We start from the raw sequence: 25,723 nt of genomic DNA, 5'->3' as shown, positions 1-25,723 counted from the left end.
ACTCTTAGTGTGCGTTGAAGAATTTATGACCGCCTTTTCATCAGGGCAACAACCGGGAGTGAGAAAAATGAGTGTATCGTTATTATGAAAGCTTATTTAGGGGCATTCCCAATTCTTTGTACATATCCAAGCAAGGATTGTATTTTATTGTATTTGCCATTGATTAAAGATGGCTTAAAGGGTTCTTGCATTTGATCGTCTTTTGTCAGAGCCTGAATTCTCATTTTGTTAGTCTGACGATCAAACACAGTTGAATAACTGATGGTTTTAGGATAGAAACCACTTTCGAGGCTATTATTTTGTAAATGTTCAATTAACTCAATACACTCTAAACCGTGTAATAAACAATATCCCCTTACAGAGAGTAAATTGTTAGTGACATTCGATGCGGTTGATGTATTGAGAGCATTATTATATTCATTCGTATACATTGTATGAATGTAATTCTTAGCCTTTTCAACTAATTTGTTGATAAGTTGTTTTAACTCATTGACTTCAATATCTGTCAGCCCAATATCTGCTTTCTTCTCGATCCCCATTTTCCAATAAGGGATCTGCAACATAATCGTATTGGTGTACATCGGTAGGATCTGGTAGTTTGTTTTATTATCAAAAGATTTGAATTTTTCATCTATACTCACCAGATATCTGGCGAGGAACATATATGCTTCATGACTTTCCTGACTCCCAGGCGAGGTTTCCAACATGTATTGCACATGTTCCATTTTCCCTTTGATTTCTTGTATATCTCCATTAAGTATTCCTTTAATAGTTTGCAGAACGGCGTTCTCTATCATTTGTTCTACTTTTTGGAGGATCTGCTCCCAGGTATTATCTTTCTGTTGAGGCCAAAATAGTCCTAACAGGAAAGACATTGCAGGACCTGCTGCTGGAATAAACCCTATGCCACCAATAATCGCATCCTTTATAATTGATGACATATCCCATTCATAATCAGGGGTAGATGTTGTATAAGGCACAATAAGCATAACATCAGAGAGTACAGGCAATGTTTCATTTTCAGATACATTAATCGGTGTGGTATTCATGATTTTACTTTACCTTAATTTCTTAGTTAAATAGTGCTTTAGCTAGATAATTATTAAATTAAACTTTATGAGTTATAGATGGTTTTTGTCTTGTTACTTATTATATCCGGTAACAAAGGCTCGCTGATCAGTATCATTATAAATGACAACCTTGCTGTAATATAAAGAGTTGCTCGGTGCTTGTAATATGCCGTCTTCCCCAGCTTTCACTGTGATAGAGGAATGTTCGAACCATTGTGATGTGAAAGAATGAGACCAATAAAAAACAGCTCTAACTGATGATGCGGGACCAGAATTGGCTACATAGTAATTACGGCGTCTTTCGGGAATAATCGGTGTATCAGTTCTTGTTGCCTCAATAGAAGAGTGTGGCTCTATGGTCATATCCCTATAAGGACTGACGGTAAGAGGTTCTGATGCTGGGGTATTTGTATTATAAGTTAATGGTTCTGGGTTAGTGTCGTTATTACTTATGACTGTAACGGTACTGCCACTTATATTTATATTGATTGTGTTCATAAGGTGTTATCCTATTTTAAAAGTTGATTAAAATATATTGCGTTTTTTAACATATGGTTTCTTTGTTTTTGACAGGGTTTTTATTATGGGCGATATCATTATAGGATTGTTTATAATGACGGAATTTCTCCTTATGGTTATAATCTATTTTGTTAATGGGTGTGTTAGAACAATAAATTATTTCTGCTAGTATTCTAAACATATTGGCAAGAGCATATAAAATATAAAAAATAGCAACTCGATTTAAAAATTATATCACTGATTGAAATAATATTATCAGGTAAAGGGACGTGGTTAATGTTTATTAGGAGATGTTAATTTTGATAGTAAAAACAATAAATAGTGTTGTTATTAATGATCAAGGTTTATTTCTATAAATATACAGATAATTAAATATAGCCCAATATCATTGGGCTAATAATAATATTTATAAGTATTCTCTAAGCAACCGCATTCTGATATAAATCCCAACGGTTCCCATAAATATCTTCAAAAACGACTACCATACCATATTCTTCCTGACGCGGTTCCTCACAAAAATGGACGCCATTTTCTTTCATTTTGTGATAATCGCGCCAAAAGTCATCAGTTTGCAGGAACAAGAATACCCGTCCACCACATTGGTTACCAATAAACGCTTCTTGCCTTTCGTTAGATGCTCTTGCCAACAGTAAGTTGCAGTCACTTGCAGGATTTGGAGTGACAACAACCCATCTTTTTCCTGGTTGCGGCGTATCTTCTACCAACGTAAATCCCAATTTATTGGTGTAATAGTCGATAGCTTTATCGTAATCATCTACAACGATAGCAACGTAACCCATACATCTTTTTTGTGTTCTCATGGTATTCCTACTATTTTACGACTTAAAAATTACAACATGCGGGTGCCTAATTTCACGTTTCTTTCTGGCTGGATAAGGACGGTTCCTTGTTCGTCACAAACCGCCGCCAAAACCAAAACTTCGGATTTGAATCCTGCCACACGCCTTGAGGGAAAATTCACTACGGCCAGTATTTGTTTACCGATTAATTGTTCTGCCGTGTAGTTTTGGCATATCTGGGCAGAGCTCTGTTTTTCGCCAATATCACCACCAAAATCGATATAAAGTTTATAGGCGGGTTTAATGGCTTTTTCATTTTTTTCTGCTTTGATAATTTTACCAACGCGAATGTCGAGTGACATAAAGGTGTCGATTGTAGCGGGTGGCAGAGTTGTATTTTCCATAGGGTTTAATTCATTGTTTAAATTATGTTATTTATAATAAAGAAAATGTGAAGATATGTATAGATTTCAGCGAACACCACCCGCAATCAGTTTGACTTGGTGAATTTTCGGATAGTGCTCAGAAATCTTTTTTTGATGCAGCCACCAGCGCAGGTAATTTACGTCATGGCGATGTGAATTGAATAACAGGCCAACGATACTGCCGCTATGAGCAACGTTCAGGCCATAAATGCCCGTCTGTTCGACTAAATCCCGCAGTTGATCAAAACAAGGTTTCGGTAGTATCGATTGGCTGGCGATGGCGCTTAATGTGCAAGCTTCCCCAAGGCGGTAGTTGTCATGCCGTTGGTTCGCTGTACGGAATTGCCGCCATGCTTGTTGGAATAAACAGATGTTATTCCGCCATTGTGCGCGATGATCCTGTTGGTGATATTCTTCTGTCAAAAGGGTTTGTGGACTTTCCAACAGCAAAATATCGATATTCGGTTGCCAGTCAAAGGGAATTTGCGTTTGGGCGGTGAGATGATCAAATAAGGTTAATTGCTTGAATATTGTACTGTCTGTTGGCTCCAGTTTGACACAGAGTTGCGCTAGTTCTTCACTTTTCAGTGACTTGCCCAATAATCTGGCGGTGGCTTGCGCGGTAGCAGCAATATCTGCTGTGCTGCTGGCCATGCCTTTGGCGATTGGAATGGTAGATTGATATTCAATACGCAAGCCAAAAGTTGATTCTGGCGGCTCCTGCCAGTAATCCAGTAGTAAATTGACCATCTGGCGCATACGTGGCCGTTCTTGGGGTATGGGAATACCGTCGCTGACAGCAACACAACTGAACCAATTGATTGGGCAGGAGATTAACTTCTCTCCGCCAAATAGCCATCCTTGTAGCAGTTCTCCGCAGGAAGCGGGACAAGCGGCTTCAGCCATCAGCAAAAACCTGCGGCATGGCTGCGATCAGGCGTTGATTTTCCCACTCACTGCGCACGGCTATGCGATAGTAATGTTCGTCTAATCCGGCATAATTTTTACAATGGCGAATTAATAAGCGCTGTTTAAGCAACGCGTGCCATAAATCAACATTGGGTTGATTGCAACGGAAGAACAGGAAATTAGCTGATGGCGGCCAGACAGTCAGTTCAGGGAACGTTGAAAGCTGAGTCCAGAGATAGTGTTGCTGTGATGTTAGCCATTGATGTGTCGCAGCAATATAGCCATGTTCATCAAACAGAATTTCTCCAACTCGCGCCGCAAAGGCATTAATTGACCACGGTTCACGTCGATTTTTCATCTTGGCAATTCCTGCTATATTGCCGCTGACTAAATAGCCTAAACGTAATCCAGGGATGGCAAAGAATTTGGTCATTGAACGCAAGATATAAAGATGCTTAGTGGTAGTAAGGTGTGGAATCAGCCCTCGGTGATCAGGGAGAAAATCAATAAAGGATTCATCGACAATCAGCGAGATCTTTTGTTGCTCACAATATTCCACCAGCGATTGCATAAATTGGGTATCTGGCATTAATCCGGTAGGGTTATTGGGCGTGGCGATAAAAACGCAATCGGGTTGAATCGTAGAAAGTGTATCCAGCAGGCGTAAATCAGGTTGAAATCCGGCTTCCTCTGTTAGTGGATAGTCGATAATTTCTGTTCCAATTTGCGCCAGGGCTCGTCGATATTCGGCAAATCCGGGTATAAAAAGCAAAGCTCGCCTGGGATTGAGATAACGGGTGACGGCATAAATCAGTTCTGTTGCACCATTGCCTGCTATTACTGAGTTGTAATCACATCGATGAGCCTTGGCGATTGCCTGATGCAAGTGGCGATATTCCACATCTGGGTACTTTTCGATATCAACAAGACTCTCTTTGATCAATGCCTTAACCCGTTCTGGAGCACCTAATGGATTGATATTGGCGCTGAAATCAACCAGCTCGTTGGCTGGAAGACCATATTGTTGGGCAATGCCAATGATATTACCGCCATGTTCACTCATGGTATTGCTCCGTAAGTGGGGGAGAAGGAGAGCATTGTGCCTAAATTGACGACATCACCAACCACAATCAGCGCGGGTGCATGGAGATCTTTTGCTTCTGCTTTTGCTGCCAGAGTTTCCAGTGTGCCTGTAACGCCCTCTTGTTTGGGATGGCTGGCATACATGATCACCGCAGCAGGTGTGGTGGGGGATTTACCATATAGCATCAACTGTTGGCAGATCTCCATCAGGCGAGTCATTCCCATTAGAATAACCAATGTTCCTTCCAATTGGGCGAGTATTGCCCAGTTCTGTTGTTCGTTGCCTTGAGAAGTATGTCCGGTCACAACATGGAAACTCGATGCATAATTACGGTGGGTGACAGGGATGCCGGCATAGGCCAATCCACCAATTGCGGAACTGATCCCCGGAATGATTTCAAATTTGATGCCATGTTGTGCCAGCACTTCCGCTTCTTCTCCTCCACGGCCGAAGACATAGGGATCGCCACCTTTTAGGCGAACAACCCGTTTCCCCGCCTGTGCATGCCTTACCAGAATTTGGTTAATCTCTTCCTGTGGGATGGGGTGGTAGTCATGTTCTTTCCCAACGTTAATAATTTCACAATGGTCTGGTACTTGAGCAATAAGTTCAGGATTAACCAGCCGGTCATGGACAATCACATCCGCAATTCGGATACAGTGTAGCCCTTTGACCGTAATTAAACCTGCATCACCAGGGCCGGCACCCACTAACCATACATTGCCTTTATTCATTGGATTACCTCTATGGAATTAAAATATAAATAATCAAAGGAGAAAGTATATTTTCATCAGGATAGAGAAGCTCGGTTTTTTCTTGTTATTATGAATGGTGTTATATCGATTTTAATTTTTTATAATTATTACTTTGATGTGGGGTAAGTAAATTTGATTTATATCAATATTTACGCTCTTAAATATGAATTGCTTTTAAATTTAACTTTGTTATCTATTGAAAATGTTTTTCTATATGAAAATTGCTTTATCACATTAATGGGTTTTATTTTGTTTTGTAATTTTTAATTAATTCAATAGATTGGATTGTATTTTTGATTGTTTAATTTGTTGCTGTGTATTGATTTTTATTTTACTTAAAATAAAAAATGTTTTTAAAAACCAATAATCATGAGCAAGATCACAAAAGTAATAAAGGATGTTTTTATAAAAATTAAAAGTGTGTATTTTGAAAAATAAGTTACTTCTTTATTTAATTTTTAAATGAAATTAATTTAGTGATAATATTTTTTATTATATTGTTTATTTATTGCGAGACAAAGGAATTGTTGATTTTTTTGTCGAAAATAAATTAAAAGCCTTTTGTTTGATAAACATCAATATTGAGAATGTCAATTGCAGATTCTAATACTCATGCAGATTTAAAACTAATCCCGACTTAAGACTAATATCGATTTTAACACCAATACAGAATTTACATGTTTTGGGGTAAGCACATGCAACAGAAACATGCTTTTGTCATTGCAGGTACAGGTAGCGGGTGTGGTAAGACAACCGTTGCGCTGGGCATCATGCGAGCCTTGATAAACCGTTCACTGCGGGTACAGCCGTTCAAAATCGGGCCGGATTATCTGGATGGTGGCTGGCATCGGGCTGTGGCCGGAGTCGCTTCACGTAATCTTGATGCTTTTATGCTACCCGAACCTATCCTGAATGGTTTGTTTAACCAAGCTATGGCGGAGCAAGATATTGCCGTAATTGAAGGGGTTATGGGGTTATATGATGGTTATGGCACTGATCCCAACTATTGCAGTAGCGCGGCAATGGCAAAGCAACTTGGCTGTCCGGTGATTTTATTGGTGGACGGGAAGGCAGTTTCCACCTCAATTGCCGCTACAGTGATGGGGTTTCAGCAATTTGATCCCGCAGTCAATATTGTGGGGGTGCTGATCAATCGCGTCAATCGGGATAGCCATTTTCAGTTATTAAAACAGGCGATTGAAAGTTATTGCGGTATTCCTGTTTTGGGGCGGCTTCCTGTGATGCCAGAGGTTACCCTTCCTTCCCGTCATCTTGGGCTGATCCCTGCACAAGAGCAAGTCAGTCAACGCGAAGAATGTTGGTCTTATCTTGCCCAGCAGATCGAAGCCGCGGTGGATTTGGATAAATTGCTGGTATTAACCCGACTATTTTGCTTGCCAAAAGGAAATATCGATTCCCTCATTGATCCCGCGATGGGGCAAGGCTTGACGCTGGCTTTGGCAGAAGATGAGGCATTCCATTTCTATTATCCCGATAACCTGTTGTTGTTGGAAAAAACCGGTGTGACTATCAAACGGTTCAGTCCCCTGCATGATCAGCAGTTGCCTGAATGCCAGATGATCTATCTGGGTGGAGGGTATCCTGAGATTTATGCCCAAGCCTTATCTTCCAACCACGCTATGCATACGGCATTACGTCAGGCGCAGCAAAAAGGTATCCCCATTTATGCGGAATGCGGCGGCTTGATGTATCTCGGTAATGCCCTGACTGATGCAGATGGTGTACGGCATGGCATGGTGGGATTGATTGCCGGTGAAAGCCAGATGGAAGATCACCTAAAACGCTTTGGCTACTGCGAAGCCACAGCGATGTGTGATACGCCGTTAGTGGCGAAAGGCGAAACACTGCGCGGACATGAATTCCATTACTCAGATTTTATTTCGACTCAACCTCCGGTTTTTCAGTGTGTTAAATGGTGTGATCCACAAGGAACATTAAAAACAGTGCAGAAAAGCTGGCTGGGAGGCTACCAGAATGGCAATACCCTGGCGGGCTATCTGCATATTCATTTTGCCCAACGCCCCAATCTTCTCCATCGCTGGCTGATGATGGCACGGAGGCTGTTATGACCGTCTTATTGTGGTTTGCGGCTTTTATTCTGGATATGAAATGGGGTGATCCCCCTCATTGGCCGCACCCCGTGCGCTGGATAGGGCAATTTACTCACCAGACTGAGCAGCTTATTCGCCGGATTTGCCAGACCGAAACCGACTTGAAATGGGGCGGCGTACTGTTATGGCTGGTGGTGGTAGGGAGTGTCTGGTTGGCGAGTTATTGGGTTTTGCAATTGGCCTATGGCATGACGTTCTGGCTGGGATGTTTGGCTGAAATTTGGCTGATTTATACCGTGTTGGCAGGACGTGGCTTGGGCGATGCGGCAAAGGCCGTTTATCAGGCATTGCGTCAGGGGGATTTGGCCGCCAGCCGTAAGCAGCTTGCCAACATTGTCGGTCGGGACACTTGCCAATTGCAAACGCCACAAATCAGCCGTGCTGCGATTGAAACCGTGGCAGAAAACAGCGTGGATGGGGTGATTGCCCCACTGTTTTTCTTGATGCTTGGCGGTGCTCCATTGGCTATGGCCTATAAGGCAATCAATACCCTCGATTCAATGGTGGGCTATAAAACGCCCCGTTATCGGGCACTGGGGATGTTTTCGGCACGTATGGATGATGTGGCGAATTGGCTGCCGGCTCGTTTGAGCTGGCTTCTGCTGGCAATGGCTGCGAAATGGCAGGGATTGGATTTTCGGCAGGCGCTGCGCATTGGCTGGCGTGATCGCTATCAACACAGTAGCCCCAATAGTGGCTGGCCGGAAGCAACCGTAGCAGGGGCATTGGGCATCCGTCTTGGCGGCTCGAATGTTTACTTTAATCAGCTAGTCGAAAAGCCGTGGATTGGTGATGCAAGGCGCGAGGTCACGCCTGACGATATCCCGCGGTCTGTTCAGATGATGAGGGTGGCATCAGTAATGGCGCTCTTGCTGTTTGCGCTGTTGCATAGCCTGATCCGTGTGACAGTGTAAGGAGGGAACAGCATGAGCAACTACATCCGGCAACCCCAACAGATTGAAAGAAATAGCTTTGATATTATCAGCCGACTTATTTGTGCATCGCGGCCTGATTACCGTTTTACCGATGCAGACCAAGAAGCGGTGATCAAACGGGTGATCCACACCACCGCCGATTTTGATTGGCTTGATATTCTCTATTTTTCTCCTGATGTTTTGCGCCTTATTCGTGACGGTATCTTGCGTGGCTGTACGTTATATACCGACACGACGATGGCGTTATCTGGCATCAATAAAACGCGTCTGGCTCAGTACGGCAGTGAATGCCGTTGTTATGTCAGCGATCCCCGTACCATGCAAATGGCAAAAGCCCAGCAAATCACACGTTCAATGGCAGCCGTCGATCTGGCATTGCAAGACACAGGGGAGAAGATTTTTGTCTTTGGCAATGCCCCGACTGCACTATTTCGTTTGATGGAGCATCCGTTTGTACCCATTGCAGTCGTTGGTGTGCCTGTTGGGTTTGTTGGCGCGGAGGAGTCAAAGAATGCCCTGATCAATAGCGGATTAAGTTGCATTGCAGCCAAAGGGCGCAAGGGAGGCAGCAATATTGCCGCTGCCATTATCAACGCCATTTTGTATCGGATGCCGGAGGTCAGGCATGAATGAAATCAGTGACACGCAAGCCAATGGTCTCGGAACGGTTTGGCACAGAGGAAAGCGGTATCGCAAGGGCTACACCACGGGTTCCTGTGCTACGGCCGCGGCCAAGGTCGCCGCATTGATGATCTTGCGTCAGCAGATTATTCATCAGGTTTCGATTGTCACGCCTTCTGGTGTCACATTGGTCTTGAATGTCGAGCAACCCTTGGTTGAAGGACAACAGGCGATTGCGGCTATCCGCAAAGATGGTGGCGATGATGTGGATGCCACCCACGGTATGTTGGTTTTTGCCCGTGTCTCCCTCAATGACAGCGGCGTGATCACACTGGATGGCGGTGAAGGTATTGGCAGGATAACGCGAGTGGGCGTTGGTTTGCCGATTGGCTGGGCAGCCATTAATAAAACCCCACGGCATACCATTGAAGAAGCGGTACGGGAGGTCATCGGTTTGCACCGTGGGGCGAATATCGTCATCTTTGCCCCCGAAGGTGAGGAACGGGCGAAGAAAACCTATAACGACAGACTGGGGATTCAGGGCGGTATTTCGATTATTGGCACGACAGGCATTGTGACGCCGATGTCAGAAGAGAGCTGGAAACGTTCTCTGGCGCTGGAATTAGAGGCCAAACGTGCCAGTGGGTTGGATCGCATTATTTTTGTGCCGGGGAATCACGGTGAACGTTTTGTCAGCCAGCAGTTGGGTATTGATGCGAATTATGTCGTCACAATGAGTAATTTTGTCGGTTACATGTTGCAAGAGGCTGTGCGTCTGGAATTCCGTCATGTGGTGCTGGTCGGGCATGTTGGCAAACTGGTGAAAATCGCTGCTGGTATTTTTCATACCCACAGCCATATTGCGGATGGCCGCATGGAAACGCTGATTGCCAATCTGGCTTTGTTAGGTGCACCTTTCGAACTGATTCAAGCCGTGGATCAATGTGATACCACCGAAGCGGCCATTGAGTTAATTGCAGAACAGGGCTGGCAGACTGTGTACCCACAGATTGCCCGAAAAATCTGCGGGCGTATCGACCAAATGCTACGTTTTGCCAGCGGCAAGCCGCAGTGTGACGCCATTCTTTTCTCTTTTGATAACCAGGTCTTGGGCTGCAATCGGCCTGTGGACGCCATAGTGAAGGATTTTACGGAGGATTGCCGATGATCACCGTTGTTGGTATTGGCCCAGGAGCCGCTGCAAACCAAACATTGGCTGCGTTGGAGGCTATCAGGCAGGCCGAAGTGTTGGTCGGAGGAAAGCGCCATCTCGCTGAATTTCCCCATTTCAAGGGGGAAACCCGCCGTTTGGATGCTGATGTGGATGGATTGATGCAGTGGCTTGAACAGAATCAGCATCGGCAAATAGCCGTGCTGGCTTCGGGTGATCCTCTCTTTTATGGCATAGGCAAACGAATTACTGAGCATTTTTCTGGACAAAATACCCGCATCATCTCCGGCATCAGTTCAATCCAATATTTGTGCGCCCGGATTTTGCTGGATATGAACGATATTTACCTGACCAGCAGCCACGGACGCCAACCAGATTTTGATTGGCTGCTGCAACACGAAAAAATCGCGATGGTAACGGATGGCGTTATTGGCCCTTACCAGATTGCGCAAGCGATTCTGGCGCGCGGGCAGCAGCGGCGCATGGTGATTGGTAAAAATTTATCCCATGAACATGAGCAAATTATTTGTTTGCCCGCGGAACAGGTCGCGCACCGCGGCGACATGGATTATGGCCTGAATGTCGTGGTGATTTTAAATGGTGAACCTGAATGAAAGATGAACTGTTTTTGCGTGGTCATCGCATCCCCATGACCAAAGAAGCGGTTAGGGCGCTGGCATTGGAACGATTGGAGCTGGCAAAAGTCAGCCGTCTTATTGATGTTGGTGCGGGGACGGGCAGCGTCAGTATTGAAGCGGCATTGCGCTATCCTGCATTAGATATTCTCGCCATTGAACGCAAAGAAGATGCCTTGTTGTTGCTGGCTGAAAATATTCAGCATTTTGGCTGCCACAAGGTTTGTATCCAGTCAGGTACTGCCCCTATGCCATTAGACAGTACTGCGGACGCTATTTTCATTGGTGGAACCGGTGGACATTTGACAGAAATCATTGATTGGGCGTTGCTGCACCTGAATTCAGGTGGGCATTTAGTCATGACTTTTATCCTGCTGGAAAACTTCACACGAGCATTGTCGCATCTGAAATCCTGTCAGGTAACCGCGCTTGATGGGCGTGAAATTCAGGTGGGAGAACTGACGGCACTAGGGCAAGGACATTATTTTAAACCCAATAATCCCACCTATTTGCTGTCCTGCCAGAAAGAGTCTGAGCAAAAGGAGCGAGATGATGCCTGAACATATTAATTCTGGACAGATAGATAACGTCAGTTTTGATACTGAAAAAGTCTGGTTTGTTGGCGCGGGGCCAGGGGATAAGAGCCTGATTACGCTGAAAGGCTATCAATTATTACGTCAGGCGCAAGTGGTGATTTATGCCGGTTCGCTGATTAATCGGGAGTTACTGGATTATTGCCGTGCAGATGCCGAATGTCATGACAGCGCGAGATTGACGTTATCGCAAATCACGGAATTGATGGTGAATGGCGTGGAAGCAGGCAAGTTGGTGGTTCGCCTGCAAACGGGAGATTTATCGCTGTTTGGCTCCATACGCGAACAGGCCGAAGAACTGGCAAATCACGCCATTGGTTTTGTCTCTGTGCCGGGAGTGAGTTCGTTTCTTGGCGCTGCTGCGCAATTGGGCGTGGAGTACACCGTACCCGAAGTCGCGCAAAGTTTGATTATCACCCGTATGGAAGGCAGAACGCCAATGCCACCACGGGAAACGCTGGAAGCCTTCGCCGCCCACCAAACTTCAATGGCGATCTTCCTTTCGGTACAGAATATGACAGCGGTTGTGGATCGGTTGATTCAGGGAGGATATGGGCAGGAAACCCCTGTTGCCGTGGTTTACAAGGCAACCTGGCCGGATTGTCAGATTGTGCGGGGGACATTGGCGACGATTGCTGAACAGGTACGCAGCGCCGATATTCGTAAAACCGCCTTGATATTGGTGGGCGCTTTTCTTGGGGCAGAGTATCACTATTCGAAACTGTACGATGCGAGGTTCAGCCATGAATATCGTAGCGCCTGACTTAATATCACCTGACAAAGAATATGCCTTGTTTTGCCTGACAGAAGGAGGCATGGCGTTGGCGCGTCGTTTGCGAACTCATTTAGCGATGGATTGTTTCACCTCCCCTGAACTGGTGAAGAGTGAAGGTATGGATACCGATAGTGAATTCATGGCATTTAAAGGTGGTTTTGCCAAGACGGTACGGAAGGTATTTACCCAATATGGTGCGTTGATTATGGTTGGTGCGACGGGGATCGCTATTCGGGTTATCGCTCCCCTGCTCAAGGACAAAATGACCGATCCGGCGGTTGTTGTACTGGATGAAAAAGGGCAGTTTGCTATCAGCTTATTGTCGGGGCATATGGGAGGCGCAAATAAGCTGGCACAGCAAATCGCCGATATTCTCGACGGGCAGGCGGTGATCACTACCGCAACCGATGTTAATCAGGTTGCTGCATTGGATCTGTTATCGCAAGCAATTGATGGGAAGATGGAAAATTTCCGTGCCAATGTCAAAACCGTCAATCAAATGCTGGTTAATGGTAAGCGGGTAGGAATTTGGTGGCATCCCAACTTAGACGATGAAAAAGATCGCTACGACACGCGCGGATTTATTCCCGTTGATGTTCTGGAGGAACGGCCTGAGCTGGATGCACTGGTATACATCAGCTATGAACGAACAAATCTGGCACTGCCAATCCCCACGTTTAAATTAATCCCGCGCCGTATCGTTGCAGGAATGGGTTGCCGGCGTGGCGTGGAAGCTGAACGGCTTGCAGAATTATTGGATCGCCATCTGGCGGAACATAACCTTGAACCTTTGGCGCTAAAAGCCGTCGGCAGTATCGAGCTGAAAAAAAACGAGCCGGCGCTAATTCAATTGGCACAAGTGCGTCAAATTCCATACCAAATCTTCTCTGTTAATCAGCTTGCCCAGTGTGAACAAGTATTTCCAGCCTCTGAGTTTGTCCGAAAAACAGTGGGCATAGGCTGTGTCTCTCAACCGGTAGCCTGGCTAATGAGCCAGGGACACTTGGTTGGTCATACCCTGCGTGAGCAGGGCGTCACCATCACATTAGGAGTATTGCATCCATGTTAACTGTCATTGGAATAGGTCCCGGCAGCGAAGCCATGATGACGCAGGAAGCAATCGCTGCATTGAAAGCGGCTGACATCGTAGTAGGTTACAAAACTTACACTCATCTGGTGAAACCACTGGTAGGCGATAAAGAAATTATCAAAACCGGCATGTGCAAAGAGATTGAACGCTGCCAGACAGCCATTGAGCTGGCCGAACAGGGCAAAAATGTGGCGGTAGTTTGTAGCGGTGATGCGGGTATTTATGGCATGGCTGGCTTGATTTTGGAGTTGGTCAGCCAGCAAAAGCGCAATGTAGATGTTCGGCTGGTGGCGGGAGTGACGGCAAGTACAGCTTGCGCCACTTTGCTTGGTGCACCATTGATGCATGACTTTTGTCATATCAGCTTAAGCGATCTGCTCACCCCGTGGGAGGTGATTGAAAAGCGGGTGCAGGCAGCGGCAGAAGCTGATTTTGTGGTCTGTTTCTATAATCCCCGCAGCCGAGGACGGGAAGATCATTTGGCACGGGCATTTTCTTTGATGGCGCCGTGGAAATCGCCAGCAACTCCCGTGGGTGTGGTGAAAGCGGCAGGGCGCAAACATGAGGAGAAATGGCTGACGACGTTTGGTTCAATGGATTTTTCCCGTGTTGATATGCGCAGTCTGGTGATAGTGGGTAATCAGTCAACGTATATACGTGATGGGCTGATGATCACGCCGAGAGGGTACAAGTTATGACACGGCCATTGATCCACATTTTTGGTGGTACGAGCGACGCCCGCCAGATTTGCGCGATGATGGATATTGCCGGTATAGATTATGGCTTGTCAGTGGCGACACCCACGGGGGCACAGCAGGCGATAGGTGTTCGCGGTGAAATTGTTACTGGCAGGATGGAAGCCGAAGAGATGGCTGAATATCTGCAAAAGCGAGGGGCAAAAATGGTGATTGATGCGTCCCATCCCTATGCTGAACGGCTGAGTCAAAACATTGTCAGTGCTTGCCAAAAGTCGGGTATCCCTCTGATTTGTTATATTCGCCCCAGCGATATTGATGCTGTCGAACACCCTCTCATTCATAAAGTAGCAACCATTAAGCAGGCGTGTGAAATAGCCGCCAATTTGGCAAGCCGTATTTTGCTGACAACCGGCAGTAAACAATTGGCTGACTATATGGCTCACCTGAAAGGAAAAACGGTACTGGCTCGCGTATTGCCAACCGCAGAAGTTTTGGCGATGTGTGAGTCTTGTGGTTTGTCAGTCGATCAGATTTTTGCCCTCAAAGGCCCGTTCAGTGCCGATTTCAATCGGGCATTTTACCAATTTTGTCAGGCGGAGGTCGTCATTACCAAAGAGTCTGGTGAGCAAGGCGGTTTCAGGGAGAAAGTGGCACCCTGCCTCTCTCTTGGGTTGCCTTGCATCGTACTTTGTCGTCCAAAGCAGCAATTTGCAGGTAAGGGGATCACGTGGGTCAATGGATTGGAAGAGATGACGCGATTATTGGCGAATTTTTGCATGTAAATAGACCAATATAGACCAATAAGGAAAAGCAAAATGAAAAAAGCATTATTGGTGATAAGTTTCGGAACCAGTTATCCCGAAACGCTGAAAAACAATATTGAAGCCTGTGAGCAGCAATTGGCCTCAGTGTTTCCAGACAGGGAACTATTTCGGGCATTTACCTCTGGCATGATCATTCGCAAATTGCGTCAGCGCGATAGCATTTACATTGATACCCCCCATGATGCTCTGACCAGACTGCATCACGCTGGTTATCACGATGTTGCTGTGCAATGTCTGCATATCATTAATGGCGATGAATATGAAAAGGTGCGGTGTGAGGTTGAGAAATTTCGTCCTCGTTTTAAGCGGTTGGTGCTGGGCGCCCCGCTACTTAGCCACTTTGATGATTACCTGCAATTGATGCGGGCATTGCGCCACCAGCTTCCGCGGTTGGCAGAAAATGAATGTGTTGTTTTTATGGGACACGGGACAACACACCCTGCTTTTTCTGCTTATGCCTGTCTGGATCACCTGATGAGCCACTACCATTTTCCGGCACGGGTAGGCGCGGTGGAAAGCTATCCCGAACTTCCTCTGATCATCAAGGGATTAAAAGCGCAAAAAATCCGCAAGGCTTATCTGATGCCATTGATGCTGGTGGCCGGCGATCATGCTATTAATGATATGGCTTCAAACGAAGAAGACTCCTGGAAATCACAGGTGGAGAATGCAGGGATCGTTGCGATCCCCTGGTTACAGGGATTAGGCGAAAACCCGATGATCCGGCAGATGTTTGTCGATCACCTCGTTTACGCGCTAAATGATCAGGAGAAAGCCTGATGAACGAAACAGCAGGAAAACTGTATGTGATGGGCGTTGGCCCAGGTGCCAGTGACCTGATTACGGTACGGGCTGCGCGTATCCTTTCTGAGCTTGATGTTATCTATACCCCGACGGGAAAAAAAGGTGCCAAAAGTCTCGCCCACGCCATCATTGAAGAATATCTTTCACCGAAAACGGAAGTTTGCACTTACCATTTTTTAATGAAAGCCGACATGGCAGCAAAACAAGCAGTGTGGGATGAAGTGGCGCAAACTTTGCAAGAGGAAGTGGCTAGTGGCCGGAAAGTCGGTTTTATCACTTTGGGCGATCCGATGCTGTTTAGTACATGGGTGTTTCTTTTGCAACGATTAGTATCGCAACAGATGGCTTCTCCTTCGTGGTTGGAAATTGTGCCGGGGATCACCTCATTCTCTGCCATTGCCGCCGCCAGTGCGATGCCACTGGCGATGGAAAATCAAACATTGGCTGTTATTTCCTGTACCGCTTCGGAAGCTCTCTTAGAGCAAGCATTGCTCAACCACGACTGTATTGTTTTGATGAAAGTTTATTCGCGTTTTCCTTTGATCCGCGACCTGCTGCAACGCCACAATCTATTAGAACATGCTTTAATGATGGCTGATGCCACCTTGCCGACTGAACAATGCTGGCGCGATCTCGCCACATTGTCTCTCAGCGAAAAAGAGTGGGGACAGGGATTATCGTATTTTTCAACGATTTTGGTTAATAAAAACGGGCAATCATTGGGGTAAATGCCAATTACACAATAAATAAGGGAGAAAATAGCATGACATTATCGTTGATGGTTCAGGGAACGGCATCTGATGCAGGCAAAAGTGTGCTGGTAGCGGGATTTTGCCGGATATTTGCCCAAGATGGTTACCGTTGTACTCCCTTTAAATCACAGAATATGGCACTGAATTCTGGGATTACCGCAGACGGCAAAGAGATGGGACGAGCGCAGATATTTCAGGCGGAAGCAGCGGGGATGATGCCGGATGTGCGTATGAATCCGGTATTGCTGAAACCCACCAGCGATCGCAAGGCTCAGGTGATTTTTATGGGGGAAGTGATGTGCAGCATGAATGCGGTGGAATATCACGAACATAAGCCCCAATTACTCCGGCAGATTTTGATGGCATATAACGGGCTGGCCGCTGAAACGGATATCATGGTGTTAGAAGGGGCGGGCAGTCCGGCAGAGATCAATTTGCGTGATCGCGATATTGTTAATATGGGGATGGCTGAATTAGTGGATGCTCCGGTCATTTTGGTGGCAGATATTGATCGTGGAGGTGTCTTTGCATCCATCTACGGCACATTGGCCTTGCTGAAACCTGAGGAAAAAGCTCGCATCAAGGGGGTGATCATCAATAAATTCCGCGGTGATGTCTCTTTGTTGCAATCAGGCATCGAGCAGATCGAAGCCTTAACACAAGTACCGATATTGGGGGTGTTGCCGTGGCTGGATCTCGATCTGGAAGATGAAGACAGTGTCGCTTTGCAGGTGGGTAAATATGATCGGCAGCAGCAAAAAACAGAAAACTATCTGGATATTGCTGTCATCCAATACCCCCATATTGCTAATTTCACCGATTTTAATGCGCTGGCAGCACAACCGGATGTGTATTTGCGCTATGTCTCCAAACCTTCTGAACTGCAACAAGCTGACCTTATTCTCCTTCCCGGCAGCAAGAATACATTGGCAGATTTGGCCTGGTTGAAAATACAGGGTTTTGAGCAGGCCATTATCACCGCTCATCAGAAAAATGTGCCGATTATCGGGATCTGTGGTGGTTATCAAATGTTAGGCAAGCAGATTGTGGATAGGGTGGAATCCGGTTTAACCCAAATGGCAGGGTTGGGATTATTGGATACAGAAACGGAGTTTGCCAATGAAAAGCAGACCGCACAAGTTAGGGGCGTAGTCATGCCGGCACTGTCAGGTATACTGGAATTATGCAGTGAACAACCGATTGCGGGTTATGAAATCCATATGGGAGCCACTCGGCTTGGTCAGCAGGCAATGCCTTTTGCTCAAATTCATTGGTGCAATGGCGAGGCAAAAAACGGGGTTGATGGTGCTGTTACTCAAGATGGTTTGGTGATGGGAAGTTATTTGCATGGTCTGTTTGACCAAAACACGTTTACCCGCCCACTATTAAATCAATTGCGTATCAGAAAAGGCTACGCGCCACTGGAAAATGTAACCTTTAATTACCACCAGCACAAAGAAAAACAATTCAATAAGCTGGCTGCCAGTATGCGTGAACATCTGGATATTGCGCGGATTTATCAATTAATGCATGAACACAAATCGAGTGGGATCACGTCATGATTTTGGTGACAGGTGGTGCTCGCAGCGGCAAAAGTACTTACGCTGAACGCCTGCTCGCTAAACAGTGCGAGCAGGTATTATATATCGCGACAGCACAAGTCACGGATGAAGAGATGGCGGCTCGTATTGAGCGGCATAAACAGGGACGTCCGGCACATTGGCGAACCTGGGAAGGCCATCAAAATTTAGGCTCAGTTATCCGCCAGCACCGCCAACCCCAAGAGGGCGTTATATTAGAATGTGTTACCACATTAATTGCTAACTTGTTGTTTGACTTATCGGGGGGAAGATCACCTGATGACTTTGATTTCGCATCATTGGAGATAGTTATCCATCATCAGATCGATGACTTGATTGATGCGAGTTTGCTGTGTCCGATGCCAGTTTATTTGGTGACCAACGAGTTGGGGATGGGCATTACACCTGAAAACCGATTGGCACGCCATTTTGTCGATATTGCTGGACGTGCTAACCAAAAACTGGCACAAGCAGCTAAAGAAGTTTGGCTAATGGTTTCGGGCATTGGAGTGAAGATCAAATGAAACTGCACCTTTTTTGGGCTGCACTACAGTTTATGACACGGCTTCCGATCCCACAAAAGTGGGCGGCAGGCGTCGGTTTTCGCCAATATTGGCGTGGTGTGCCTTATTTTCCATTGATTGGGTTAATTGTTGGTGGTCTGGCCGGTTTGGTATCCCTCTCTATCAGTCAATCGGGTGGGGGAATGTATATCGGCGCGCTGGGTTATGTGTTGGCTCTGGCTTTGTTGACGGGAGGGTTACATTTAGATGGGTTGGCGGATACGTGTGATGGGCTTTTTTCCTCCCGCCAGCGAGAAAAAATGCTGGAGATCATGCGCGATAGCCGGCTTGGAACTTATGGCGGTGTCGGGTTAATTTTCTGTATCTTGCTTAAAACATTAGCTGTCGCTGAATTATCTTATCATCCTTCCCTCTATTTGCTTGCCCTGTTGACCTGTGCATCGATTGTCGGACGTACAGCCGTGGTGCTTTTAATGTACGCGCAACGCGACGCCCGTAAAGGCGAGGGAATGGGAAGTAGTTATATTGGTCAAATTAACTTTTCTGCAACGATGCTGACTTTGTTGGCCGGTGTTGTATTGGTGATTGCACTGGGGAATTGGCAAACCTTGTCGGCAATGATCGTGTCGTTGTTTGTGGTTTACGGGCTTGCCCTCTATTTCAATTATCGCCTTGGTGGACAAACCGGCGATACGCTGGGGGCTGCCATTGAGGTAGGGGAAATTGTTTTTTTGCTGGTTATGATTTGGCAATAAACACAGTCAATCAGGAGAGAATAATCAGATGTGACGCAGGCATTTTACGCTCAGGCAGAATGTCAATTGGATGGATAAACATGACACTACAATCATTGATTGATGCGATTCAACCTCTGGATCGGGGAAAGATGGAACAAGCGGCACAGCACATTGATAGCTTAGTCAAACCATTGGGAAGTTTGGGGCGTCTTGAAGCATTGGCGATACAATTATCGGGTATGCCTGGTATTACGGGTCTACAAAACCTGCAAAAAGAGATTATCGTCATGTGTGCTGATCATGGTGTATATGACGAAGGCGTAGCGATTTCCCCTAAAAACGTTACGGCCATACAGGCACACAATATGCTGAAAGGGTTAACCGGTGTTTGTGTGCTGGCAAAAAACAGCGGAACACATGTCTTGCCCGTGGATATTGGCATAGATTGTGTTCCTATCGAACACATGTTGTCCCTTAAAATAGCACGGGGTTGCGGCAATATTGCCAAAGAGGCCGCGATGGATTATGAACACGCAGAGCTATTGTTACTGGCAAGCGCACAATTGGTGCAACAGCGTATTGCGGCAGGAATAACGGTATTGGGTATCGGAGAACTGGGGATAGCCAATACGACTGCGGCCGCCGCCGTTATCAGTGTCCTGACAGGAAATGATCCCTGTGATGTGGTTGGGTTAGGCGCTAATTTACCCCCTGAGCGGCTGGCGCATAAACAATCTATTGTACGGCAGGCTATTGCCATCAATCAGCCAGATAACAAAGACGCCATTGATGTATTAGCAAAAGTGGGAGGATTTGAGCTTGTCGGCATGGCTGGTGTGATTCTGGGAGCGGCAGCTTCTGGCGTGCCGATTGTACTTGATGGTTTCTTATCTTATGCGTCAGCATTAGCCGCATGTCAACTATCTCCTATGGCACGGGATTATTGCATTCCTTCCCATATGTCGGCAGAAAAAGGTACAGCGCTGGCGTTACAACATTTAAATTTGCAACCCTATTTGCATTTAGATTTGCGTCTTGGTGAGGGCAGCGGTGCGGCCATTGCTATGTCCTTGATTGATGCAGCCAGCGCTATGTATTGCCATATGGGGAAATTAGCAAGCAGTGGGATCAGTCTGCCAATGTTAGAAAGGCCGCACGTAATAGCGCCGTCTTTAAACAGATAAATTAAGTCCAGGGGGTTAATTTATCGTTATTGCTTTTATGCCGGTTATATCAATCTTTGACCCATTTTCTCAATTGATCTTTCACCACTTTGCCATTGGCATTTCGCGGCAAAGTTAAAAAAGTATATCCTTTAGGGCGTTTATACCGTGCTATTACAGTACAAATATAATCATTTAACTCTTGCTCCGTGATTGACGCATTTTCGTCGAGTTCAATAAAAGCATGGGGAACTTCTCCCCAATAGGGATCGGGTTTTGCCACAACAGCGGCAGCCAAAACCCCCGGATAACTGGACAAGGCATTTTCCAGCTCAAGACTGGAAATATTCTCACCACCGGAAATAATGATATCTTTTTTTCTATCGATGATTTTAAGATAGCCATCAGGATCGACGACGGCTAAATCACCAGTATAAAACCATTGATTGGTGATCTCCGGTATAACATGACGTACAGGATCATAAGCTGCTACGATATTACCGCGAATAGCAATCTCGCCGATGGTTTTACCATCAAAAGGAACTGCTGAGTTATTTTTATCAATAACGCTCACCTGCCCTTGTAAATTAGAAACAATTCCCTGACGCATCCGTTTTAAGACTTTTTCTGATTCTGGTAGTGCTTGCCATTCATGCTTATTTTCACAAACAACGACAGGACCATAAGTTTCAGTTAATCCATAAACATGCGTTGCATTGATACCGACTTCGTCCAGCAATGAAAACATCATTTCTGTCGGTGGGGCGCCAGCAATCAAGCCATAAACGCGGCCACCAAAATGCTTTCCATGCTTTTGCGTTATCTTGCCTAAAGAGTAGTGAATAATCGGAGCACCACAATAGTGGGTTACGTGATGTTCCTGGATCAGTTGCATCGCTTCTTCTGCATCAAATTTTCTTATACAGATGTGGGTGCCAGCCCGTGCCGCAACTGTCCACGGGAAACACCAGCCATTGCAGTGAAACATGGGAAGAGTCCATAAAAAGGTGGGAGTTCTGGGCATGTCCCAGTCCAGAATATTAGAAATAGCATTTAAAAATGCCCCACGGTGAGAATAAACAACCAATTTAGGTTGCCCACTGGTGCCCGAAGTGGAATTGATGCTGATTGCGGCTTGTTCGTCAATTTGGCTAAATGAGAGTGTTTTTGATGAATGTTCGGTTATCAGTGATTCGTAAGATATAAATTCATGTCCGGCAGGAGATACAGGAATAGCTGAGTTGTTTTCATCAACAATAATTATCTTAATGGGATTATTGAAAGAGACATTATTTAATAGTGAAAGATAACTTTTGTCGATAAATAATATTTTTGGATGCAGTTTTTCAAAAATAAAATTTAATGTGGCTGCATCTGTTCGGGTACTCAAAGCATTGAGGATACCGCCAGACAAAGGAACAGCAAAATGTAATTCAAGCAATTCGTGAATATTGGGTAAAATAGCCGAGACTACACTTCCTTTATCCACCCCCATTTGTTGCAGAGAGATAGCAATCTTTTCACAGCGATTGGCATATTGGTGCCAGGTCCACCGCTGTCTTCCATCAATAATGGCTATATCATTACCATTGCTTAATACAGCCCTTTTAAGAAATAAAATCGGTGATAATGTAGTACCGGTATATTCATGTAAGAATGAATTATCGAGAATCATATTTTTCACCCTATATTATTATCGTTAACAAAACTGTTATGTACTTTAAAAGTAATCGCTGGCGTAAAAATAATCAATGTGGGTGCAATTTAAAGGAGGGTGTTTTATTTAAAATTTTCATGTAAATAATATGGGCTTATTTTATGTTTTTTAATATGCTGCATTCATTTATTAAACTTGCAAAAACAATCCGTTGAAAATAGATTAAAAAGTTATATTTAACAGCCTATTCAGTATTTTTTCTGCGCAGCAACACGACGAGAAATGCCAGATTGACGAACTGAAGGCTGGTATTCAAATATCTCTCACAGTTCTTCCACAATCGTCGGCATTTTTCCAGCCAACCAAATGAACGTTCGACAACCCATCGCTTGGGTATCACCTGGAAAGTATGCAATTCACTACGTTTGGCAACTTCGACAGTCGCGCCGAGTATATGATGCACGTTCTCAGCGAAGACTTCTCCCGTATAACCGCCATCGGCTAAAACATTTTTCACCCAACTGAGGGACTTTTTGTGCCGCGTAAAAGCCTCCAGTGCCCCTTTTCTGTCCGTGACATTTGCCGTGGTGATGGTTATTGCGTGAGGTAAACCTTGAGTATCTACCGCGATATGGCGTTTGATGCCAGACACTTTTTTACCGGCATCATAGCCTTTCTCACGCGCTGTATCTGTATTCTTAACGCTTTGTGCGTCGACGATCACAAACGTCGTGTTAGCGTTCCGACCAGAGTTGATACGGGCCTCGCCAACCCGATTTTTTTAATGCCTGCTCCAGCAGGCTAGGTTCTGTTTCTGACGGTTTCTCTTTCCAGAGTTTGAAATAGTAATACACGGTACTTTTGCTGGGGAAATCACTGGGGAGCATATCCCACTGACAACCGCTCTTGAGGATATACAGCAGGGCACAAAACACCTCATACACATCGACTTTCCGAGGACGCGTACGTTTTCGGCTGCTGAGCAACAAGGGTTCAATTTTTTGAAAGGCTTCTCGGCTGATATCACTCGGGTAGGTTTTTCTCATTCCAGCAGGTCACTTATATAGGCACTTATCTTATTTGGGCGGACAGAATACAGGAAAAACAATTACGTTCAAAAAAGATTCCGAATGGGCTCTTACAAAATTACGCTGGATGATTTTGAATTTGATGCCGGTGACCGCTTTACCTACGAATACAACTTTTTCGAGCACTGGATTCATGATATCCGTATTGAAACACTTCTCGAAAACTCACGCCTGAAGTCGCCTTTTTGTTTGGCCGGAAACAGAATGCCCGGTGTCACGCCAGAGGATGAAGCGATGAAAACCCTGGCATTACTCAATGCAATTATTCATGCTGATGACACAACCTCCGTCAGAAAAATTCGCCCATTGATAGATGATCTGGATACTGTCCGATTCAACCGCCGAAAGGTGAATCGCCAATTAAGTCAGCTCAACCTTAATGCTCTGGAACTGGAGCTGATGGTGATATGGTTGTAGCGGATAGAATGATCGGTATCCACAAAGGTATACCTTTTCATCCGTGCTGAAAACAAGACCATAACACTCTATAAACCTCGAAAAAGTTAATTTTATAGAGTATTCTACAAATCTTTATCAGGTTTAAAGACTTTTGAGGTTAGTATGTTCTATGCCTATATTCGGGTGAGTTCGGTTGACCAACATGTTGAGCGCCAGAAAGAGGCGCTGTCTTCATCCGGTATTAAAATTGATAAAATGTATGTCGAACAGGCCAGTGCGAAAAACATCAACCGGCCACAACTTCAGGCTATGCTTCAACAGGTCAGAACCGGTGACACGATTGTTGTTCACTCCATCGATCGGTTATGCCGCAATATGATGGATATGTGTAGCCTGACCCTGCGTTTACGCCAGCAAGGTATTACACTGATATTCCTGAAAGAGCAGCTTACGTTTAGTGCTCACGAGAGCACGCCCATGCAAGAATTGCAACTGCATATGATGTCGGCCTTCAGTCAGTTTGAACGGGCACTCATTCGGGAGAGGCAAAACGAAGGGATCGCCGCAAAAAAACAGCGCGGGGAACGAACGGGCAGGCCGCCTGCGGATATCAGTAAATTACCTCAAATAGACGCGTTAAGAGCAAAAGGTATCAAGTTAAAGCTGGCCTGCGATAACGTAGGATTAGGTGTTTCTACGTATTATAAATTGCGTCACCAGCTAAAAAACGGGGGAATACAGTAGCCACAACCCCGGGAGGACAGCATCATGCAATTCACAATCCAAATCGCGATGGTCGATAAATCGGGGCATCGCCATACTGAGAAGTTATTCACGATAGAAAAACAGTCCGACGCCCCCAATGACATTGGACTTTCCCTGTCTGAATCTAAATTACTTTTGAACGCTATCCAGCAATCAGTGATCCAGAAACAGGCGGCGGAATATTTGGATGAACATCGCACTTGTCCTTGCTGTCAGCGAAACCGGCGAATAAAAGGCAAACAGACAATCCAGTATCGAACCTTGTTTGGCATTATTCCCGTGGAGGGATTTCGGGTTTACCGGTGTGCTTGTGAAAAACATTCAACCCACACCGTTAGCTTGCTCAATCACTGGTGTGATACGCATACTCACCCGGAACTCAGGTATATAGAAACCCGGTGGGCTTCATTGATGTCTTATGGATTGACCGCCAATCTTCTCAAAGATATTCTGCCGGTGGGTGAACGCTGTAATGCCGCCACAGTCAGAAACCACCTCTGCCAGACCGCTAAAAGACAAGAGGCCGAATTAGATGGGTTGCCTGATTTTCTCCCCGGCGATCCCAGAGAATGGGAAAAATTACCCAAACCGGGAAAACCGATGGCGGTGGGTATTGATGGGGGGTACGTCAGAAACCGGGACGACAGAAAACATCATTTCGAAGTCATCGCCGGAAAATCATTCGCAACTAATGTTCCGACCAAACGTTTTGGTTTTGTGCAGTGTCTGGAAAATCATCCCCGAAGAAAACTCATTGCCCAGTTATCTTCATAGGGAATGCAGGCTAATCAACAAATTACTTTCTTATCAGATGGCGCTGATAGCCTCAGGGATCTGCAATTTAATTTGTACCCTGAATCCCAGCACGTGCTCGACTGGTTTCATATCACAATGCGCCTGACCGTCTTAAAATAATATGCCAAAGGGGTATCAAAAAACGCCCCTGAACTCGGTGCAGAATTATTAGACGTTTTAACCAGCACAAAATGGTCTATCTGGCATGGGAATGTCAATAAGGCATTAGAATATTTGGATCATTGTGCCTTGATATGTGATGACGATACATTGCATTATGAAAACCATAAATCGCTGTTAAAACATCTTGATGAAATGTATACCTAACGCGATGCTCGACTTTAACACCCAATAACGAGAGTTTGTTGAAGCCAGTCGCGTTGTTTTTTACCTTGTTTAAAGTTGGCAAAAATACCTAATGTG

The 25,723-nt window shown here is 45.5% G+C and carries 27 protein-coding genes and 1 pseudogene; 19 read left to right on the top strand and 9 right to left on the bottom strand.

Annotated features, from left to right (window positions below; translation table 11 throughout):
• Window positions 1-92 precede the first annotated feature (92 nt).
• From Xedl_RS16820 to cobA, 7 genes are all read right to left on the bottom strand, one after another.
• On the bottom strand, window positions 93-1,049 hold the full coding sequence (locus Xedl_RS16820) for an insecticidal delta-endotoxin Cry8Ea1 family protein (protein WP_083600375.1): 957 nt from the start codon (window positions 1,047-1,049) through the stop codon (window positions 93-95).
• A gap of 93 nt (window positions 1,050-1,142) precedes the next feature.
• Window positions 1,143-1,568 (bottom strand): JHE-like toxin PirA, encoded by a 426-nt coding sequence (locus Xedl_RS16815; protein ID WP_074024927.1) that lies wholly within the window; start codon window positions 1,566-1,568, stop codon window positions 1,143-1,145.
• A gap of 440 nt (window positions 1,569-2,008) precedes the next feature.
• Window positions 2,009-2,410 carry a VOC family protein gene (locus Xedl_RS16810; RefSeq protein ID WP_074024926.1) on the bottom strand — a complete coding sequence of 134 codons (402 nt, stop codon included), beginning with the start codon at window positions 2,408-2,410 and terminating at the stop codon, window positions 2,009-2,011.
• Between the two features lie 29 nt (window positions 2,411-2,439).
• The gene (locus Xedl_RS16805) at window positions 2,440-2,793 is read right to left on the bottom strand and encodes a tRNA-binding protein (RefSeq protein WP_074024925.1); all 354 of its coding nucleotides are present in this window, start codon (window positions 2,791-2,793) and stop codon (window positions 2,440-2,442) included.
• A gap of 66 nt (window positions 2,794-2,859) precedes the next feature.
• Window positions 2,860-3,720 (bottom strand): GHMP family kinase ATP-binding protein, encoded by an 861-nt coding sequence (locus tag Xedl_RS16800; protein ID WP_074024924.1) that lies wholly within the window; start codon window positions 3,718-3,720, stop codon window positions 2,860-2,862.
• A complete protein-coding gene (gene cobD / locus Xedl_RS16795; RefSeq protein WP_074024923.1) occupies window positions 3,713-4,786 on the bottom strand; it encodes a threonine-phosphate decarboxylase CobD in 1,074 nt (357 codons plus the stop codon). Before cobD ends, Xedl_RS16800 begins: the two co-directional genes overlap by 8 nt.
• Entirely contained in the window at window positions 4,783-5,541 is a 759-nt protein-coding gene (cobA, locus tag Xedl_RS16790) for a uroporphyrinogen-III C-methyltransferase (protein ID WP_074024922.1), read from the bottom strand. The genes cobD and cobA overlap by 4 nt, the downstream gene beginning before the upstream one ends.
• A 716-nt stretch (window positions 5,542-6,257) precedes the next feature.
• Between cobA and Xedl_RS16785 the strand changes: the two genes are divergently transcribed.
• The 16 genes from Xedl_RS16785 (at window position 6,258) to cobT (ending at window position 20,617) form a co-directional block, all read left to right on the top strand.
• Complete coding sequence (locus Xedl_RS16785) at window positions 6,258-7,652, top strand: cobyrinic acid a,c-diamide synthase CobB (protein WP_074024921.1); 1,395 nt, start codon at window positions 6,258-6,260, stop codon at window positions 7,650-7,652.
• Window positions 7,649-8,608: an adenosylcobinamide-phosphate synthase CbiB gene (gene cbiB, locus Xedl_RS16780; protein WP_074024920.1), complete on the top strand. Its 960-nt coding sequence runs from the start codon at window positions 7,649-7,651 to the stop codon at window positions 8,606-8,608. Before Xedl_RS16785 ends, cbiB begins: the two co-directional genes overlap by 4 nt.
• 12 nt (window positions 8,609-8,620) lie before the next feature.
• Window positions 8,621-9,262: a cobalt-precorrin-8 methylmutase gene (locus Xedl_RS16775; protein WP_074024919.1), complete on the top strand. Its 642-nt coding sequence runs from the start codon at window positions 8,621-8,623 to the stop codon at window positions 9,260-9,262.
• On the top strand, window positions 9,255-10,418 hold the full coding sequence (gene cbiD, locus Xedl_RS16770; RefSeq protein ID WP_074024918.1) for a cobalt-precorrin-5B (C(1))-methyltransferase CbiD: 1,164 nt from the start codon (window positions 9,255-9,257) through the stop codon (window positions 10,416-10,418). The genes Xedl_RS16775 and cbiD overlap by 8 nt, the downstream gene beginning before the upstream one ends.
• On the top strand, window positions 10,415-11,035 hold the full coding sequence (locus Xedl_RS16765) for a cobalt-precorrin-7 (C(5))-methyltransferase (protein WP_074024917.1): 621 nt from the start codon (window positions 10,415-10,417) through the stop codon (window positions 11,033-11,035). The genes cbiD and Xedl_RS16765 overlap by 4 nt, the downstream gene beginning before the upstream one ends.
• Window positions 11,032-11,616 carry a decarboxylating cobalt-precorrin-6B (C(15))-methyltransferase gene (locus Xedl_RS16760; RefSeq protein ID WP_074024916.1) on the top strand — a complete coding sequence of 195 codons (585 nt, stop codon included), beginning with the start codon at window positions 11,032-11,034 and terminating at the stop codon, window positions 11,614-11,616. Before Xedl_RS16765 ends, Xedl_RS16760 begins: the two co-directional genes overlap by 4 nt.
• The gene (locus Xedl_RS16755; RefSeq protein ID WP_422645898.1) at window positions 11,606-12,412 is read left to right on the top strand and encodes a cobalt-precorrin-4 methyltransferase; all 807 of its coding nucleotides are present in this window, start codon (window positions 11,606-11,608) and stop codon (window positions 12,410-12,412) included. The genes Xedl_RS16760 and Xedl_RS16755 overlap by 11 nt, the downstream gene beginning before the upstream one ends.
• Window positions 12,393-13,493, top strand: a complete 1,101-nt coding sequence (gene cbiG, locus Xedl_RS16750; RefSeq protein ID WP_074024914.1) for a cobalt-precorrin 5A hydrolase — start codon at window positions 12,393-12,395, stop codon at window positions 13,491-13,493. The genes Xedl_RS16755 and cbiG overlap by 20 nt, the downstream gene beginning before the upstream one ends.
• Window positions 13,487-14,212 (top strand): precorrin-3B C(17)-methyltransferase, encoded by a 726-nt coding sequence (locus tag Xedl_RS16745; protein ID WP_074024913.1) that lies wholly within the window; start codon window positions 13,487-13,489, stop codon window positions 14,210-14,212. The genes cbiG and Xedl_RS16745 overlap by 7 nt, the downstream gene beginning before the upstream one ends.
• Window positions 14,209-14,994 (top strand): cobalt-precorrin-6A reductase, encoded by a 786-nt coding sequence (locus Xedl_RS16740; RefSeq protein ID WP_074024912.1) that lies wholly within the window; start codon window positions 14,209-14,211, stop codon window positions 14,992-14,994. Before Xedl_RS16745 ends, Xedl_RS16740 begins: the two co-directional genes overlap by 4 nt.
• Window positions 14,995-15,027: 33 nt before the next feature.
• Window positions 15,028-15,816, top strand: coding sequence for a sirohydrochlorin cobaltochelatase (gene cbiK / locus Xedl_RS16735; protein WP_074024911.1), 789 nt, complete (start codon window positions 15,028-15,030; stop codon window positions 15,814-15,816).
• On the top strand, window positions 15,816-16,568 hold the full coding sequence (locus Xedl_RS16730; RefSeq protein WP_074024910.1) for a cobalt-factor II C(20)-methyltransferase: 753 nt from the start codon (window positions 15,816-15,818) through the stop codon (window positions 16,566-16,568). The genes cbiK and Xedl_RS16730 overlap by 1 nt, the downstream gene beginning before the upstream one ends.
• A 35-nt stretch (window positions 16,569-16,603) precedes the next feature.
• On the top strand, window positions 16,604-18,154 hold the full coding sequence (locus Xedl_RS16725; RefSeq protein ID WP_074024909.1) for a cobyric acid synthase: 1,551 nt from the start codon (window positions 16,604-16,606) through the stop codon (window positions 18,152-18,154).
• Complete coding sequence (gene cobU, locus Xedl_RS16720; RefSeq protein ID WP_074024908.1) at window positions 18,151-18,696, top strand: bifunctional adenosylcobinamide kinase/adenosylcobinamide-phosphate guanylyltransferase; 546 nt, start codon at window positions 18,151-18,153, stop codon at window positions 18,694-18,696. Before Xedl_RS16725 ends, cobU begins: the two co-directional genes overlap by 4 nt.
• Window positions 18,693-19,451 carry an adenosylcobinamide-GDP ribazoletransferase gene (gene cobS, locus Xedl_RS16715; protein ID WP_074024907.1) on the top strand — a complete coding sequence of 253 codons (759 nt, stop codon included), beginning with the start codon at window positions 18,693-18,695 and terminating at the stop codon, window positions 19,449-19,451. Before cobU ends, cobS begins: the two co-directional genes overlap by 4 nt.
• A gap of 80 nt (window positions 19,452-19,531) precedes the next feature.
• A complete protein-coding gene (gene cobT / locus Xedl_RS16710) occupies window positions 19,532-20,617 on the top strand; it encodes a nicotinate-nucleotide--dimethylbenzimidazole phosphoribosyltransferase (RefSeq protein ID WP_074024906.1) in 1,086 nt (361 codons plus the stop codon).
• Window positions 20,618-20,666: 49 nt separating this feature from the next.
• Here cobT and Xedl_RS16705 read toward each other — a convergent pair whose 3' ends face one another.
• Both Xedl_RS16705 and Xedl_RS23760 read right to left on the bottom strand, forming a co-directional pair.
• The gene (locus Xedl_RS16705; protein ID WP_074024905.1) at window positions 20,667-22,271 is read right to left on the bottom strand and encodes an AMP-binding protein; all 1,605 of its coding nucleotides are present in this window, start codon (window positions 22,269-22,271) and stop codon (window positions 20,667-20,669) included.
• Between the two features lie 226 nt (window positions 22,272-22,497).
• Window positions 22,498-23,299, bottom strand: a protein-coding gene (locus Xedl_RS23760) for an IS5 family transposase (protein ID WP_143187459.1) whose coding sequence is annotated in 2 segments (ribosomal slippage) — window positions 22,498-23,034 and window positions 23,036-23,299 — 801 coding nt in all. Because the reading frame shifts where the segments join, the coding sequence is not laid out codon by codon here.
• Window positions 23,300-23,326: 27 nt separating this feature from the next.
• Here Xedl_RS23760 and Xedl_RS16690 point away from each other — a divergent pair.
• From Xedl_RS16690 to Xedl_RS23755, 3 genes and pseudogenes are all read left to right on the top strand, one after another.
• Complete coding sequence (locus tag Xedl_RS16690) at window positions 23,327-23,758, top strand: IS1096 element passenger TnpR family protein (RefSeq protein WP_479688309.1); 432 nt, start codon at window positions 23,327-23,329, stop codon at window positions 23,756-23,758.
• A 144-nt stretch (window positions 23,759-23,902) separates the two neighbouring features.
• A complete protein-coding gene (locus Xedl_RS16685) occupies window positions 23,903-24,484 on the top strand; it encodes a recombinase family protein (RefSeq protein ID WP_074024901.1) in 582 nt (193 codons plus the stop codon).
• Between the two features lie 24 nt (window positions 24,485-24,508).
• Window positions 24,509-25,624, top strand: a pseudogene (locus tag Xedl_RS23755) (ISKra4 family transposase); the annotation flags it as partial.
• Window positions 25,625-25,723: the final 99 nt, after the last annotated feature.

Source organism: Xenorhabdus eapokensis, assembly GCF_001908105.1.
This window is presented reverse-complemented; position numbering and strand designations above follow the sequence as displayed.